Origin of the sequence: Streptococcus sp. oral taxon 071 str. 73H25AP (assembly GCF_000146755.1) — a bacterium.
In the GTDB taxonomy this organism is placed as follows: domain Bacteria; phylum Bacillota; class Bacilli; order Lactobacillales; family Streptococcaceae; genus Streptococcus; species Streptococcus oralis_T.
In genome coordinates this window covers 1,037,745-1,053,480 of sequence record NZ_GL397254.1, presented here as the reverse complement: position 1 = coordinate 1,053,480, position 15,736 = coordinate 1,037,745, and the positions used below count along the sequence as shown (strand labels likewise).

Genomic DNA, 15,736 nt, shown 5'->3' with positions numbered 1-15,736 from the left:
AAAAACTCTGCTTACCCAGCAGGGTTTTTCTCTAGCTCCCTTAGTTCAATGGATATAACAACTCCCTCCTAAGGAGTAGTTGCAGGTTCGATTCCTGCAGGGGGCATAGAAACTATTGATTTTACTGGGCATTTGCGGTGTTTCATCCTAAATTCGCCCCTAAATTTGCGAATATCTCTCTTACTTCCGAGTTACTTGCCTCTTCTAGTTCTTTTAATTGATGAGCATAGACTTCGATAGTGATGTTCATATTCTCATGACCAAGAATTTTCGAAATAGAAAGCAATTCGACACGTTGAGAAATTAGAAAAGAAGCATAAGTATGTCTAAGAGAATGAGCATGGATATTTCTACCAACAATTCTTCTTAGTGTTTTGTTGACTGCATTGTTTGATATGTTAGAGAAGATACGATTTTCTTTGTTATGGATCCAATGTTCTTTCTGGTAGATTTTTAGTAATTTAAGTGTTTCATCGTCAAGTGGTATCTTTCGGATACTGCTTTTTGTTTTTGTAGCACTAAAATCAAGATTAGTCTTATAATTCCATGTTTTATCTACGGCAAGTAGTTTGTTGTCATGATCTACATTATCCCAGGTAAGTCCCAGACACTCAGCAAAACGCATGCCAGTGACTGCAATGAGGTATATTACTGCATATGATTGAACGTCCATCTTATTCTTTGATACGGCTATAACATTTTTGTATTCATCCACTTCTAGGAGTTTTGTTTCTTTCTCTACGCCTCTGTGTTGAGAAACAGCTTTAGCAAAGGTGGTGAAATCCTTTTGAATGACTTCTTCGTGAACTGCCATAGCGATGCATTGCTTGATATGAATATTCAATCTTTCAACTGTTGCTTGAGAATGCGTTTCAGCAAATGTATTTAAGGCTTTCTGGTAGATTAAATTGGTTATGTTTTTAAGTTTCGCCCCAGGTAACAATTTTTCAATGTTGCGACTAGTGACTTGATAAACTTGCCAAGTCACGGGAGAAATATTAGGTTTCTTATGAACGGTTGCCCATTGTTTAAAGTAGTCGTAAAGAGTAATGTCGTCTGAAACATGAGAGGAGAGTAGTAGTTCTTTCTCTCGCTCAGCTTCTGCAATCTGGGTAGCTTTTTTGTTAGGAAGCCTCCCTTCTCAGCTTTTTTATATTTTCCATTTTCTCTTTTTCTGTATGATGCCATTTGATTTTTACCTCATTTCTTGTTAAAATGGGTATAGTAAAGAGGGCCATTTAATGCCTTTTACTATAGAGGATATCCTCACACTCAAAATTTGGTGATGGCGAGTGTGGGGATTTTTAATAAACTAAAAGCCCTACTCATAAGAGCAGGGCTAGAATTGTCCTCTTGGGACAGTATCATATATTTTGTCGTCAAGCGACCTTATGACCCTATTCTAACCCTAATTTTAAGAAAAGTCAATAAAAATACTCGAATTTTAAAAAATATTTTTCAGCGCCTCATCTATTTTGTTCATAGTATCATCAGAAAGCACAATACCATTCAAAATTGAATTGTTATTTTTGGGATCATAGAGCCTCATTTTACTAATTGTCGTAACCTGATTCAATAGAACGATGCTATCTTTGTTCATATTTTGTGTTTTTAGAATAAATTTATTAGCATACTCCAGTTTCTCCTTGAGTTCTGCAAGTAAAATTGCATTTTCTTTTGCTTCCTGTCGTATTTTATCTGCCTGTTCACTTGCGAAGTTTATATTTTTATTGATAGTTAGTATTTGCTCAATAGAAGAATCGTCTATATCAGAACTCGGTATATTTTTAAGTATTTCAAAAGTTTTTTTATTATCTTCGATTAACGATTCAACCATTGCAACTTTTTCTTGCAATTCATCATCTTTTTTTGAAAAACGATCATACAATTCAGTTAATTCTGTAATTTTTCGATTTGCCTCATTTTTCAATAGCTGAAACACTTCGTCGCCAATTAGAAATTGAAAATATTTCAAATTAGATATATCAGTTGTTTCTTTTACAGATGTTAAAGGTAATACATGAAGAAGATGGTTTGAACGTGCATCTGTTTTATTCAGAACTATCGCATAATGAAGGCCTCCATATTCTCTACCAACATTAAAACCAAAATCAGCATAAACGATACTTCCTCTTTTTAAAGCCTGAATACTTCGCGAATTAAAACCTTGTTCTATCTTTAAGTATTTTACCCAATTCTCTATCCACTGCGCTATTTTATCAGATCGTTTATTCCCTTCATCATCCATTCTCTGAAGGAGATGAAGATAATCCTCTAGTTCTTGTATTATCGTGGCAGTGTAGACAGCTATTTCTTCGTTTGTTCTATTACTTCCCATAATTTTTTCTATCCTCATTAACTACCAGTTAATCTATAAAACTCTTCGTTAACCATTGTCACGTTAACGATGCTTTTTTATTTCCCTCTATACACGCTCAGAGTCGCCAAATTTTGTGAACGTGGGATTTTTTTATTTATGAATTATGGACGATAACATCCAAGGCTCCCATGATTCGCTGAGCGTTTTCGACTGCTTCCTTGTACTCTTTTGAAGTGTTCTTGACTGGCTTTCTAATCAAGTCAATGAATACAACTGGTTTGGTGAAGTCATTTGAAGTTACACGAAGGGTCATGTCCAAAATTTTTGAGGTTGATTTTCGTTTGGATACGATACCGCCTGCAACAGCACCAACCGCACCAAACATAGCACCGGCAACCAAAGCTTGTCCAACACCACCCGAAACAACAGTCTGATTGTTTACAATCAATTCATAAGACACCAAATCCTCGAACGAATACCATCCAGTATCGTTCTTGTCTTTCTTAACCAAGGACGGAATCAAAGACAATCCCATCGTACTAACTGCAAGTGTAGCTTTTGCTGTACCTTTGATTGCTCCTCCGACCAAACCAGATGAGCCTTTTGCTTTGCGAGCTCCATTTATGCGATAAGTGCGATGGTATCTGTCAATCTCAAGTGGACCGACTTTGTCTGTTTTCCTGCTTACAGCAGTAGGAGACGGAGAAGCTGGTTTCTTGACTGGCTGAGGCTGTTCAGTCGGTTCTTGTTTAGCGATGGAAAAACCGCAATTTGGGCAGAACTTGTAGCCCTCTACTGGATTGCCACATTCAGGACAAAATTTCATATTGACCTCCAATGAAATTATATGATTTTTTATTTCTCTCTATACAAATCCACGACTTCACCGATAATTCGGAAATCCGTTTCTGTTGTGATTGGCATATCTTTGTATACAGGGTTCAAGCTATGCAAGTAAGCTTGGTCTTTATCAATAACAAGTTGCTTGATATAAGCATCGCCGTTGTAGTTGAATACGCCGATAACGCCATTATTTAAGTCCACGCTGGTCTGAATGAATACCAGGTCACCATCGTGGTAGTTGGGCTCCATAGAGTCACCTTTGATCGGAATAACAAAATCAGCATCAACATCAACGGGCAACTCAATCCGTTCCACTCGTACATCGTTCAAATACTGCCCTGTCCCTGCTGAAGCTGGATGGTCGTAATAGTCGTAACTATATAACTGAATAACTTCCGATACTTCGTTTATCTTCGTTTCTTCTTCGTTCCTCTGCTCGTTCAGTTGTTTTTCGGCATACGTCAAGACCTTGCCTTGTCTTGGAGGTGCTAGTTGGTCGTAGATGGTTTGGATGGAGGATTTTGAAAGAACAGGGGGAGTAGCATTAATTTGAATTTCTTGGTCGTCATCAAGCATATCAATTAAGCCTTCAACAGAGATCCGCATACCTTTAGCAATTTTTTCTATTGTTTCATACGAAGGGACGATGGGTTTTTTCGATTTCGGATGTTCGTTTTTTTCAAGCATAGAAATATATCCTTTTGTTAAATCAGATAATTCACAAAAAGCATCCATTGATAATTTATGCTCAGTTCTATATGCTTTAAGTAATTCTCCTAACTTCATTTAAAAACTCCTTTCTATATATTGTTTAATCTATTATACATCTTTAAACAAAAAAAGTAAATTTTTTTGTTTAACACACTTGACATTTTATGTTTAACGTATTAAACCACAATCAAGCTTAAGTAAATAACAAAAACCAAGAGCAAAAAAGGAAGGAGTAGAAAGATGAACGAAATAGAAAGAACAGCCCTCAATGAGATATTGAGGACCGTGACATATATTGCTGAGAAGTTAGATGAGTTAGAGTTGACCACGGCTTTCTTAAAAGGTAGCGTAGATGCTTTAAAACTTAGGACTGACCAGTTTGTTTCTGACCCAAGTTCGCAAGAGCATTGAGCGATTCGGGGTTTTTAATCATTTCAGGGAGTATCAAAGCTAGCATACGTTCTTCCATAGTTTGTTCTGGTTTAGAGTGTTTAGCAACTTGTTCAGCTACCGTGTCAATAATAGTCGCATTATTTTGAGCGATAAGATCCATGATGGCATCTAATTTATTATTTATAGTTGTCAAAACAGATGTATCTATATTTGATGAAGAGAGAGTTGAGGTATCAGAATGGCTCTCAAAATCAAAAATTTCAATCGTTTCCTTTAGTCGTTTTATTGCAGTATTAGCTTTGTCTAAATCATTTATAGCATATTTTATAGCTCTTAAAGTGGTGACGTCAAATGGGATAGAGTGTCCTTCTTCTATGATAGGAATGACAAGTTTACCAAGTGCTTGACGGTACCCAAATTCATAGAAAACATTTGCATTGTGACCAGTCATATCAGCTATTACTAGGTCAGCAGTCTGTAAATATTCTATAATCGTTTGGTCGATTCTATCTACTGTAGGTAATGAATCAACACGAATAATGTCAAACTCGTCTTGCGAAAGAGCGGGTGTGATAATGTAATTTAGTACCGTATCAGAGTGTTTCCGAATTTCAGAGTTATCTTCTCCGATAGGGCAAACGATAAAACAGATTTTTTTAGACATAAGATTTCTCCAATCGTTTTATTTTGATTATACCACATTTGAAAGGGGGTGGGGAAATGAGACCAAAACGATACCCGTATAGTCAAAAAAGAGCCCGCCCTCGTAAAGGTAGACCATAAAATAGTTCTGGATAGCAATAAGATTGTTTGCAGGAATATAAAAGCAAGTTATATCAAGAAATCACTAACGATCAGATCGTAAGGAGAAGAAATGGAAACATTTATCATATCAGTTCTGACATCTTTAGTTGTGACATATACTATGATGCATTACCACATTTATAAAGTAAATGAACTGTACAAAAAATATATGGATTTCGAAACATCAAGCGTTAAGAAATTTGCTGAAGATATCATAAGCAAACTTCCAAAAAATTCCTCCCTAGGGGAGTGATAGAAAAACACATTTTTTCAATACTAACTTCTGGATAGTTTTGAAGAATATGTTGAACAAGAGGGGTGTTTCTAATGAAATCATAGTTTGAATCGTCTGTTGAATACGTATCACTCTTAATCTTTAAAAGGCCTAGTCGTTCTAAGTTCGTTAAAGAAGGAGCGAGTTCATCAATCCCTTCGGTTCCATCTATAAAATAAATGATTGGAAATATTATTTTAGTACCATCGTCGTATTTTATTACAGCTTTCATGCAAGGAATCGGGGATTCTGTTGCGTAATTATTTGCTTTCAAGTTCTGGAGAATACGTGCATCTGTGATATCTAGTTGCTTGATAATTTCAACGAAAGACGGGTGTATAATCGAGTTTTTCCGATCGTCAAATGAACTTGCTAATATTTTCGCGAACATAGAGCGTAACTCTTCTTCCTCAATATAATACTTAGATGCTTCCAAAGCAGGACCTAATATTTTTAGGGGTGGTTCTTGAATATTTTCTGGTGGGATAGTAGCCACTTCTTGAAGCGTGTTATTTCTGAGATTCTCAACATCAATTTCGTTTTTTGCACGCAATAATGCTGCTTGATTAGAAACGTTGTGTCCATAATTGATATACCACCAATCTTGCAATGTTTGAATAGGCCCAGCGAATACACCGGCTGAAGTAGCTCCTCCTAAAAATCCTGTAACAAGAGGAAGGAAGTCTTGAAATTGGTTAGGATCCATAATTATTATTTCTTTCTATTGATTTTTTGACTAAAACGGTGAGAGGTCCTAGTCAAGATATATTATATGATAAACAACAATGTTTGTCAATATATTGTGCAAACAAAGGGGTTGAAACCTAAAACAAACACAATATATAGTGTAATGGCATATATAGGCATAAAAAGTAAAAAAATAAAGCTAGATAAGGAGGAAACGGTTATGCCTCCCGATTGGGATTCCAAAACGCTACAAGGGTTTTTGTACTCTCAAGATTTAAGTAACTGTACAACTGCAATTCAATTTATTGATTTACTTTCATTGTGATATATTCATATAAAAACCGCTCAGCAGAGCGGTTTTCGTCTATTCTTACCTTTTGCTACAACACCCACGTACGGATGGCATGAGCAACGCCAGATTCGTCATTTGTTTTGGTGATGTATTTGGCGATTTTTTTGAGTTCTGGATTTCCATTTTCCATGACAACGGGATTTCCAACGACTTCCAGCATGGCGCGGTCATTTTCTTCGTCCCCGATTGCCATGGTTTCATCTTTGGTCAATCCTAGTTTTTCAGCTAAGTGAGTGATGGCTGAACCCTTGTCTACATTCTTTTTAAGGAGTTCAAGGTAGAAAGGAGCAGATTTGTTGATAGAGTAGCGTTCGTAAAATTCTGCTGGTATCTTTTCAATCGCAGCATCGAGAATCTCTGGTTCATCAATAAACATACATTTGACGATTTCCTTGCCAGCCATTTCTTCAGGTGTGCGGTAAAAGATAGGCATGCTGACGAGGGTTGATTCGTGCACTGTGTATTTTCCGATATTGCGATTGGCAGTATAGATACCGTCCTTGGTAATAGCGTGCATGTGAACACCGAGCTTGCGACTGAGAAATTCCATATCCAGATAATCCTCATAGGTCAAGGATTCGCTGATAATCTCATGGCCAGTAGCAGTTTCTTGGACAAGGGCACCGTTGAAGGTTACCACATAGTCACCCTCGTCTCTCAACTGTAAGTCGTCCAGAAGTTTGGCAACGCCTGTGATAGGACGACCCGTTGCAATGACGACCTTGACACCAGCTTGTTTGGTATCTTGGATGGCAGAAAAGACTTCCGGAGTGATCTCCTTTTTACTGTTAACCAGGGTACCATCGATATCGACGGCGATTAGTTTAATACTCATATATTTCCTCTATTCGTTCTTATTTGGGCTAAAATGATCGTTCTCAATCAAGTGTAAAAATTGCTGGGTAATGCTTGCGAAGATGCTGTTTTGGTCCAACATTTCTTTTGGGAAATAAAAACGATTATCTCCGTGGCGGCTGCCAGCAAGGGATTGGACGATAGGAGACAGGCTAGAGAGTTCTGCCAGTTCACCATTTTTTTGTAAAATCTCAATCTGTGTCCGCGGGTTTTCAGATTCGGGACGATAGATATCATAAGGGAGGTCAAAGTTCTTATGAATAGCAGTATAGTAGTCTGGATCAAAACCGATTTCTTCAACAAGTTTTCTCATGGTTGCGAGTTGGTCTTGGTCTTCTTGTGAAAAGGTGATGGATTTAAAGACTTTGCGGTTGACAAAGCGTTGCGACAAGTCAGCGAGAATCTTGTCAGGACTGGTCATCCAGAGTTGGAAGTAGGTATTCATCACGCCATCATCCAGAGCCAGATAGTCAGATAGACTAACTTTCTTTTCAAAAAAAGGTAGCAAATGTGGAGAAGTCCGTGCAAAGAAGTCCTTATCTTCAGGATAGAGTTCCTTGGCGCGTTTGAGAAGATTCTGTAGGAGGACTTCCATGGCCCGAGTTGCTGGGTGAAAATAAACCTGCATGTACATCTGGTAGCGACTGAGAACATAGTCTTCGATGGCATGCATGCCATTTCGCTGAAAGGCAATCCCATTTTCGACTGGACGAATGACTCGGAGGATGCGAGTCAGGTCAAATTCCCCATAAGATGCTCCTGTAAAATAGGAGTCGCGCAAGAGATAGTCCATGCGGTCCGCATCAATCTGACTGGAAATGAGTTGCACGACCTGCTTGTTAGGATAGGTATGGTCGATGACACTGGCTACCTTTTCTGGGAAATCTGGCGCTACTTGTAGCAGGACTTGGTGAATCTCTGTCTCAGGACATTGGATGATTTCCTGAGTAATGGCCTCATGATCTGTATCAAAGAGATGTTCAAAAGTATGGGAGTAGGCACCATGCCCGAGGTCATGAAGGAGCGCAGCGGTCATGGTCAAGAGAGACTCAGCAGGATCCCATTCTTCAGGATATTTTTCTTCAAAAATCTCCGTGATACGTCGTGCAATCTCATAGACTCCAAGACAGTGAGAGAAGCGACTGTGCTCCCCACCGTGGAAGGTATAACTAGAAGTTCCTAGTTGCTTAATACGGCGTAGACGTTGAAATTCCTTTGTATTGATCAAGTCATAGATGACCTGGTTATTGACATGGATATAGTTGTGAACTGGGTCACGGAATACTTTTTCGTTCATATGACCATTATAGCAAAATCCTGCTCTTTTTGGTAAAATAGTAGGACAAGAGACAAGAAAGAGGATTTGATGTGAAGATTCGGATGCGAAATAGGATTCAGCTTGATGAACAGTTGGAAGTCATCGACCAACTCTATGACGTGGAAGTGCGTGAAAAAGGGGATTATAGCTATTTACTCTTTTATAATGAGGAAAAGGAAAAAGTGGTTCTCAAGTTTCATCAAGAAGAACTGGTGATGACCCGTTTTTCCAATCCGAAAACCATCATGCGTTTTCTAAAGGAGAGTGATAGTTTAGCCTATATTCCTACACCAATGGGGATGCAGGAGTTTATCATTCAAACAAGTCACTACAAACTGGATGGGCAAAAGATTGAACTAGCCTATCAGCTACAAAATCAAGAGGGACACCCCTTTGCCAGCTATCAATTGGAAATTACTTGGGGATAAGAAAAAGGTTGGCGAAAGCCAACCTTATTTGATATAGAGTTCTTGGTTTTTTAAGATAATTTCACGTACACTTGCAAATTTCTTGAGTTTTTTAAGTTCTTCAGGATGGGTTACGAGAGTGATCACATAGCCCTCTTTGCCCATGCGACCTGTACGGCCAGCTCGATGAGTGTAAGTCTCGATGTCTCTAGGAATATCAAAGTTTACGACACATTCTAGGCTATCGATATCAATTCCGCGAGCCAGAAGGTCTGTTGCAAGAAGAAGAGTTAGTTGCTTGTTCTTAAATTTTTCCAAGATAACTTTTCTAAACTTAACATTGACATCACTCGCGAGGGAAACAGCCAAGATATCACGATACTGTAGCTTTTCTTCTGCACTTCCAAGGTCTGACAAACTATTAAAGAAGACCAGACCACGAAAATCCTCTACATGAGCCAGTTTTCGTAGCATATCCACTCGGTGACGTTGGTCCACCTGCATGTAGAAATGTTGGATGTTGTCCAACTTTTGGTCAGAAAGATCAATGGTGCGCGTGTTTGGAGCAATCTTTTCTTGGTCAAACTTGGTCGTTGCACTCATGTAGATGAGTTGGTGGTCACGAGGTGCGTAGTGAGTGATTTTCTCAACAAAGTGAATCTGAGAATCATCAAGTAATTGATCAAATTCATCTAGAATGATGGTTTCCACATTCATCATCTTGATTTTTTTCAATTTAATTAACTCAAAGATACGGCCAGGAGTTCCGATGAGAATTTCTGGTCCTTTTTTAAGGCGTTCAATCTGACGTTTCTGACTGGAACCTGATAGGAAGAGCTGAGCAGTCAAGCCGATAGCTTCAGCCCACGTTTTACATACGTCAAAAATCTGTCCAGCAAGTTCTGTATTTGGTGCTAGAATTAAGAGTTGCTGGGCTTTTTTCTTTTGTAGTCTGAGAAGACTTGGGAGTAAGTAAGCGAGGGTCTTACCAGTTCCTGTCGGGCTTACTCCTAGGAGGTTTTCTCCAGCAAGAATGGGCTCAAATAGTTGAGTTTGAATGGGAGTAAATTCTTGGAAACCGAGCTGGCCGCTCAATTCCTGCCATTCAGTGAGTAGTTTGGTTTTCATTTTTCTGCCTCAAATCTAATGCCAGCAGTCTGGCGCATGGTATAGAGTAAATCATGAACAGAGCCTGCATCATCCAGCCAGTTCTGGTAGAGCGTCTGGTCTGGTTGCTGGATCATCTGTGCGAATGCAGCAACTTCCTCAGTCATCGTATGGGGAGCTTGTTGGATAGGGAGCTGGACTTGATTTCCTTGGTGGTCGCTAAAAATAGCTGAGCGGACATGTTCAATCGTGTTGAGTTTCAAGGTTCCATCTGCTGTATAAATCTCACAAGGAAGATTGGAAGTGATGTTTTTCCCAGCCTTGATATGAACTTGAAAGTCAGGGTAGAAGAGGATACCGTCTCCATTTAGGTCAATGCTATTGTCAAGCTGTTGAGCCTGATAGGTCGCGTCCTGAGCTTTTCCAAAGAGGCGAACGGCAGCGTAGAGAGGATAAATCCCCAAATCCATAAGGGCTCCGCCAGCAAAACGGTCTGAAAAGACATTTGGTGTCTGTCCAGCCAATAAGTTTGGCATCTTGGAAGAATACTTGGCATAGTTGAAATCTGCTCCCAGCACTTGCTTGTCTGCTAAAAAGTTTTTGATAGTGGTAAAAGCTTCCTCGTGGTAGTTTCGTGCCGCTTCAAAGATAAAACAGTGATTTTTCTCAGCTGTCTGTCTCAAATCCAGCCATTCATGTGGCTGAGTGACAGCTGGCTTTTCAAGAATGACATGCTTGCCAAAAGACAAGGCAGCCTTGGTTTGAACAAAATGCAAGGAGTTTGGACTAGCGATATAGACTACATCAAAGGAAGACTTAAAGAAGTCTTCTAATTGATCAAAGAGTTGGATATCTTGATAACGAGAAGCAAAGGTTGCCGCAGTTTCTAACTTTCTAGAGTAGACAGCAACCAGCTGGTATTGGCCACTGGTATGGGCTGCCTCTATGAAGTGATGGCTGATAGCGCTTGTTCCGATGACACCTAGTTTAAGCATAGATACTCCTTTTCCGACTTTAAATCCTTCCTTCATTATAACATAGAAAAGAAGGACTATCCAACAGATGGTAAAAATTTTCAAATGGACTACGCTTTTCTCAAAGAAAGTGGTACAATATTTAGATAAGTAGATGAAATGAAAAGGGGGAGAAAATGAGATTATTACCAATAAGAAAAATATCACGTCAGTCTAAAAGGCTAGCGCTTTTTTTGACTTTTTGTGCAGGATATGTAGATGCCTATACCTTTATCGTGCGAGGGAATACCCTTGTGGCAGGACAGACTGGGAATGTAGTTTTTCTATCAGTAGGACTCATTCAACACAATGTGTCAGATGCCAGTGCCAAAGTAATGACCTTGCTAGCTTTTATGATGGGGGTCCTTTTATTAACTATTTATAAGGAAAAATTGAGAATTGTTAAAAAGCCAATTTTGTCCGTAATTCCACTTGCAGTCCTGTCCCTAATTATTGGCTTTGTGCCGCAAACTGTAGAGAATATCTATCTCGTACCGCCATTGGCCTTCTGTATGGGACTGGTGACAACTGCTTTTGGAGAAGTGTCAGGGATTGCCTATAATAATGCTTTTATGACAGGGAATATCAAACGAACTATGTTGGCTTTTGGTGATTATTTCCGGACCAAGCATACGCCTTTCCTACGAGAGGGCTTGATTTTTGTTAGTTTACTTAGCAGTTTTGTCTTCGGAGTTATTTTTTCAGCTTATTTGACGATTTACTATCAGGAGAAGACAATTCTAGGTATTCCTCTTATGATGAGTATCTTTTACTTCAGCATGCTTTTTGCTTCTTGGAGAAAAAAAGGGAAAGAAAAAGCTTAATTTTAATTGATTTTACTTGTAAGAAAAAAGAAGATATGCTATAATCGAAGAGTTGACTATGCACAATCCTGTGCAACCGCACGAACATCGTTGCTCGTCGTATAACAAATTTAAACTTTGTGATTATCGCCTTGCCTAACACAAGTTATGCCTTCGGCTCAATTTCTAGTTTTTTCTTTGTTATACTTAGAGCCTTTCTTTTAAGTGGTTCGTCCCACGATGCTAGGCGAGTCTTCACAAAAATACGGGGAAACCCTAAAAATCATAGGAGGTGCATAATGAGCACATACGCAATTATCAAAACTGGCGGAAAACAAGTTAAAGTCGAAGTTGGTCAAGCAGTTTACGTTGAAAAATTGAACGTTGAAGCTGGTCAAGAAGTTACTTTTAACGAAGTTGTTCTTGTTGGTGGTGAAAACACTGTTGTCGGAACTCCACTTGTTGCTGGAGCTACTGTAGTTGGAACTGTTGAAAAACAAGGAAAACAAAAGAAAGTTGTTACTTACAAGTACAAACCTAAAAAAGGTAGCCACCGTAAACAAGGTCACCGTCAACCATATACAAAAGTTGTCATCAACGCGATCAACGCTTAATTTTAAGGAGAACACATGATACAAGCAGTCTTTGAGAGAGCCGAAGATGGCGAGCTGAGGAGTGCGGAGATTACTGGACACGCCGAGAGTGGCGAATACGGCTTAGATGTCGTGTGTGCATCGGTTTCTACGCTTGCCATTAACTTTATCAATTCCATTGAGAAATTTGCAGGCTATGAACCAATCTTAGAATTAAACGAAGATGAAGGTGGCTATCTAAAGGTTGAAATACCAGCGGATCTTCCTTCGCACCAGAGAGAAATGACGCAGTTATTCTTCGAATCATTTTTCTTAGGTATGGCAAACTTATCGGAGAACTCTTCTGAGTTCGTCCAAACCAGAGTTATCACAGAAAACTAACACGGAGGAAAACATTATGTTAAAAATGACTCTTAACAACTTGCAACTTTTCGCCCACAAAAAAGGTGGAGGTTCTACATCAAACGGACGTGATTCACAAGCGAAACGTCTTGGAGCTAAAGCAGCTGACGGACAAACTGTAACAGGTGGATCAATCCTTTACCGTCAACGTGGTACACACATCTATCCAGGTGTAAACGTTGGACGTGGTGGAGACGATACTTTGTTCGCTAAAGTTGAAGGCGTAGTACGTTTTGAACGTAAAGGACGCGATAAAAAACAAGTTTCTGTTTACCCAATCGCAAAATAAAAAGGTTCAGTGAACCTTTTCATCCCGAACCTTAAAATGAAAAGGTGAGGAAGCTAGAAGTAGCATTAAATAAGGCTTTCCGAGTTTTCGGAGAGCCTTTTTTTGTTTGATACCCATTTTGAATTTAATAGAGAATAGTTAGATTTAAACTTGCGATGGACACTTTTTTCTTTTTTGGAAAAATTCTGAAATATGGTATAATGAACAGATAGAGAAGTTGGGGGTAAAAGATGAACATTCAACAATTACGCTATGTTGTGGCTATTGCCAATAGTGGTACTTTCCGTGAAGCTGCTGAAAAGATGTATGTTAGTCAGCCAAGTCTATCTATTTCTGTGCGCGATTTGGAAAAAGAGTTAGGCTTTAAGATTTTCCGTCGGACGAGTTCGGGGACTTTCTTGACCCGTCGAGGTATGGAATTTTATGAGAAAGCGCAGGAATTGGTCAAGGGATTTGATGTTTTTCAAAATCAGTATGCCAATCCTGAAGAAGAAAAGGATGAATTCTCTATTGCTAGCCAGCACTATGACTTCTTGCCACCAACGATTACGGCTTTTTCAGAGCGCTATCCTGACTACAAAAACTTCCGTATTTTTGAGTCCACTACAGTTCAAATCCTAGATGAAGTAGCTCAGGGGCACAGTGAGATTGGGATTATCTACCTCAACAATCAAAATAAAAAAGGTATTATGCAACGGATTGAAAAGTTAGGTTTAGAAGTTATTGAACTAATTCCTTTCCAGACTCACATCTATCTGCGTGAAGGACATCCCTTGGCGAAAAAAGAAGAACTGGTCATGGAGGATTTAGCTGATTTACCAACAGTTCGCTTTACTCAGGAAAAGGACGAGTACCTTTACTATTCAGAGAACTTTGTCGATACCAGTGCGAGCTCCCAGATGTTCAATGTGACGGACCGTGCTACTTTAAACGGTATTTTAGAGCGAACGGATGCCTATGCGACTGGGTCTGGATTTTTGGATAGTGATAGTGTTAATGGCATTACAGTTATTCGTCTCAAGGATAATTTAGATAATCGCATGGTTTATGTCAAACGAGAAGAAGTGGAGCTTAGTCAAGCTGGGACACTATTCGTTGAGGTTATGCAAGAATATTTTGATCAGAAGAGGAAATCATGAAAAAAAGAGGAATAGTGGCAGTGATTGTACTGCTCTTAATTGCACTGGATCAGTGGGTTAAAGCCTATGTCGTCCAAGAGATACCTTTGGGTGAAGTTCGTTCGTGGATCCCCAATCTCGTTAGCTTGACCTATCTGCAAAATAGAGGGGCAGCCTTCTCCATGCTACAAGACCAGCAGTGGTTATTTGCTGTCATTACACTGGTCGTCATGGTAGGTGCCATTTGGTATCTACATAAACACATGGAGGATTCTCTCTGTTTAGTTTTTGGACTGACCCTGATAATCGCGGGAGGACTGGGCAACTTTATCGACAGAATGAGTCAAGGTTTTGTGGTGGATATGTTTCACCTAGACTTTATCAACTTTGCGATTTTCAATGTGGCTGATAGTTATTTGACATTTGGTGTCATTGTTTTATTGATTGCAATGCTTAAAGAGGAAGTAAATGGAAATAAAAATTGAAAGAGGCGGACTCCGCTTAGACAAGGCTCTGTCAGATTTGACAGAATTGTCACGCAGTCTTGCTAATGAACAAATCAAAGCAGGACAAGTTTTGGTTAATGGTCAAGTCAAGAAAGCAAAATACACTGTCCAAGAGGGGGATATCGTCACCTACCATGTGCCAGAACCAGAGGTTTTAGAGTATGTGGCTGAGGATATTCCGCTAGACATCATCTACCAAGATGAGGATGTGGCTGTCGTCAACAAACCTCAAGGTATGGTGGTCCATCCGAGTGCCGGTCATACTAGCGGAACCTTGGTCAATGCTCTCATGTATCATATCAAAGACTTGTCAGGTATCAATGGGGTCCTCCGTCCAGGAATTGTTCACCGTATTGACAAGGATACGTCTGGTCTCCTCATGATTGCGAAAAATGATGAGGCCCACTTGGCGCTTGCCCAAGAACTCAAGGACAAGAAGTCTCTACGTAAATACTGGGCGATTGTTCATGGCAATCTTCCCAATGATCGTGGTGTCATTGAAGCACCGATTGGTCGTAGTGAAAAAGACCGTAAGAAACAGGCAGTGACTGCTAAAGGGAAGCCAGCAGTGACTCGTTTTCAAGTCTTGGAACGCTTTGGAGATTATAGTTTGCTAGAGTTGCAACTGGAAACAGGGCGTACCCACCAAATCCGTGTTCATATGGCTTATATTGGGCATCCAGTCGCTGGGGATGAGGTTTACGGTCCTCGCAAGACCCTGAAAGGACATGGACAATTTCTCCATGCCAAGACTCTAGGTTTTACCCATCCGAGAACAGGTGAAATCTTGGAATTTACAGCAGATATTCCAGAGATTTTTAAAGAAACGCTGGAAAGATTGCGTAAAACTGAGAATAGATAAAAGAGTTGAGATGCCTTGTCTCAACCTTTTTTATTTCAAGTCTTTTCTATTTTAAAGCATTCATGTTATAATGGATAAA

The 15,736-nt window shown here is 39.5% G+C and carries 18 protein-coding genes, 1 tRNA gene, 1 pseudogene and 1 other annotated feature; of the genes and pseudogenes, 9 read left to right on the top strand and 11 right to left on the bottom strand.

What is annotated here, in order from left to right; translation table 11 throughout:
- Positions 1–34: 34 nt before the first annotated feature.
- Positions 35–106, top strand: a tRNA-Arg gene (locus HMPREF9189_RS07420).
- A 36-nt stretch (positions 107–142) separates the two neighbouring features.
- Here the strand turns inward: HMPREF9189_RS07420 and HMPREF9189_RS07415 are convergent.
- The 8 genes from HMPREF9189_RS07415 to HMPREF9189_RS07370 all read right to left on the bottom strand — a co-directional run bounded on the left by HMPREF9189_RS07415 (position 143) and on the right by HMPREF9189_RS07370 (position 8,536).
- On the bottom strand, positions 143–988 hold the full coding sequence (locus tag HMPREF9189_RS07415; protein WP_009729992.1) for a site-specific integrase: 846 nt from the start codon (positions 986–988) through the stop codon (positions 143–145).
- A gap of 456 nt (positions 989–1,444) precedes the next feature.
- Entirely contained in the window at positions 1,445–2,338 is an 894-nt protein-coding gene (locus tag HMPREF9189_RS07405) for a type II toxin-antitoxin system PemK/MazF family toxin (RefSeq protein ID WP_141553777.1), read from the bottom strand.
- 136 nt (positions 2,339–2,474) lie between these two features.
- Entirely contained in the window at positions 2,475–3,146 is a 672-nt protein-coding gene (locus HMPREF9189_RS07400; RefSeq protein WP_000666923.1) for a zinc ribbon domain-containing protein, read from the bottom strand.
- A gap of 29 nt (positions 3,147–3,175) precedes the next feature.
- Complete coding sequence (locus HMPREF9189_RS07395) at positions 3,176–3,949, bottom strand: S24 family peptidase (protein WP_000765804.1); 774 nt, start codon at positions 3,947–3,949, stop codon at positions 3,176–3,178.
- A gap of 289 nt (positions 3,950–4,238) precedes the next feature.
- A complete protein-coding gene (locus tag HMPREF9189_RS07390) occupies positions 4,239–4,931 on the bottom strand; it encodes a hypothetical protein (RefSeq protein WP_000037618.1) in 693 nt (230 codons plus the stop codon).
- A gap of 352 nt (positions 4,932–5,283) precedes the next feature.
- Positions 5,284–6,051, bottom strand: a complete 768-nt coding sequence (locus HMPREF9189_RS07385) for a DUF4393 domain-containing protein (protein WP_000371437.1) — start codon at positions 6,049–6,051, stop codon at positions 5,284–5,286.
- A 361-nt stretch (positions 6,052–6,412) separates the two neighbouring features.
- The gene (yidA, locus tag HMPREF9189_RS07375) at positions 6,413–7,219 is read right to left on the bottom strand and encodes a sugar-phosphatase (RefSeq protein WP_000023494.1); all 807 of its coding nucleotides are present in this window, start codon (positions 7,217–7,219) and stop codon (positions 6,413–6,415) included.
- A gap of 9 nt (positions 7,220–7,228) precedes the next feature.
- Entirely contained in the window at positions 7,229–8,536 is a 1,308-nt protein-coding gene (locus tag HMPREF9189_RS07370; RefSeq protein ID WP_001003516.1) for an HD domain-containing protein, read from the bottom strand.
- Between the two features lie 71 nt (positions 8,537–8,607).
- On the opposite strand from HMPREF9189_RS07370, the gene HMPREF9189_RS07365 reads away from it, so the two are divergent.
- Positions 8,608–8,985 carry a DUF1934 domain-containing protein gene (locus HMPREF9189_RS07365; RefSeq protein ID WP_083771792.1) on the top strand — a complete coding sequence of 126 codons (378 nt, stop codon included), beginning with the start codon at positions 8,608–8,610 and terminating at the stop codon, positions 8,983–8,985.
- A gap of 24 nt (positions 8,986–9,009) precedes the next feature.
- Here the strand turns inward: HMPREF9189_RS07365 and HMPREF9189_RS07360 are convergent, their stop codons facing one another.
- A complete protein-coding gene (locus HMPREF9189_RS07360) occupies positions 9,010–10,092 on the bottom strand; it encodes a DEAD/DEAH box helicase (protein WP_000850519.1) in 1,083 nt (360 codons plus the stop codon).
- Entirely contained in the window at positions 10,089–11,066 is a 978-nt protein-coding gene (locus HMPREF9189_RS07355; RefSeq protein WP_000915917.1) for a Gfo/Idh/MocA family protein, read from the bottom strand. Before HMPREF9189_RS07355 ends, HMPREF9189_RS07360 begins: the two co-directional genes overlap by 4 nt.
- A gap of 155 nt (positions 11,067–11,221) precedes the next feature.
- On the opposite strand from HMPREF9189_RS07355, the gene HMPREF9189_RS07350 reads away from it, so the two are divergent.
- The 4 genes from HMPREF9189_RS07350 (at position 11,222) to rpmA (ending at position 13,171) form a co-directional block, all read left to right on the top strand.
- Positions 11,222–11,908, top strand: coding sequence for a YoaK family protein (locus tag HMPREF9189_RS07350; RefSeq protein ID WP_001238354.1), 687 nt, complete (start codon positions 11,222–11,224; stop codon positions 11,906–11,908).
- Positions 11,909–11,972: 64 nt separating this feature from the next.
- Positions 11,973–12,152, top strand: a sequence feature (ribosomal protein L21 leader region).
- A 34-nt stretch (positions 12,153–12,186) separates the two neighbouring features.
- Positions 12,187–12,501 carry a 50S ribosomal protein L21 gene (gene rplU / locus HMPREF9189_RS07345; protein ID WP_000109141.1) on the top strand — a complete coding sequence of 105 codons (315 nt, stop codon included), beginning with the start codon at positions 12,187–12,189 and terminating at the stop codon, positions 12,499–12,501.
- 15 nt (positions 12,502–12,516) lie between these two features.
- Entirely contained in the window at positions 12,517–12,861 is a 345-nt protein-coding gene (locus HMPREF9189_RS07340) for a ribosomal-processing cysteine protease Prp (protein ID WP_000613697.1), read from the top strand.
- A gap of 16 nt (positions 12,862–12,877) precedes the next feature.
- The gene (rpmA, locus tag HMPREF9189_RS07335) at positions 12,878–13,171 is read left to right on the top strand and encodes a 50S ribosomal protein L27 (RefSeq protein WP_000916509.1); all 294 of its coding nucleotides are present in this window, start codon (positions 12,878–12,880) and stop codon (positions 13,169–13,171) included.
- A gap of 163 nt (positions 13,172–13,334) precedes the next feature.
- On the opposite strand, the pseudogene HMPREF9189_RS12560 reads toward rpmA, so the two are convergent.
- A pseudogene (locus tag HMPREF9189_RS12560) lies at positions 13,335–13,409 on the bottom strand (AraC family transcriptional regulator); the annotation flags it as partial.
- Here HMPREF9189_RS12560 and HMPREF9189_RS07330 point away from each other — a divergent pair.
- The 3 genes from HMPREF9189_RS07330 to HMPREF9189_RS07320 are packed head-to-tail and all read left to right on the top strand — an operon-like array spanning position 13,402 to position 15,657.
- Entirely contained in the window at positions 13,402–14,310 is a 909-nt protein-coding gene (locus HMPREF9189_RS07330; RefSeq protein WP_001025714.1) for a LysR family transcriptional regulator, read from the top strand. The pseudogene HMPREF9189_RS12560 and the gene HMPREF9189_RS07330 sit on opposite strands and share 8 nt — an antisense overlap.
- Positions 14,307–14,774, top strand: a complete 468-nt coding sequence (gene lspA / locus HMPREF9189_RS07325) for a signal peptidase II (protein WP_000745679.1) — start codon at positions 14,307–14,309, stop codon at positions 14,772–14,774. The genes HMPREF9189_RS07330 and lspA overlap by 4 nt, the downstream gene beginning before the upstream one ends.
- Entirely contained in the window at positions 14,758–15,657 is a 900-nt protein-coding gene (locus tag HMPREF9189_RS07320; protein WP_000403181.1) for an RluA family pseudouridine synthase, read from the top strand. Before lspA ends, HMPREF9189_RS07320 begins: the two co-directional genes overlap by 17 nt.
- Positions 15,658–15,736: the final 79 nt, after the last annotated feature.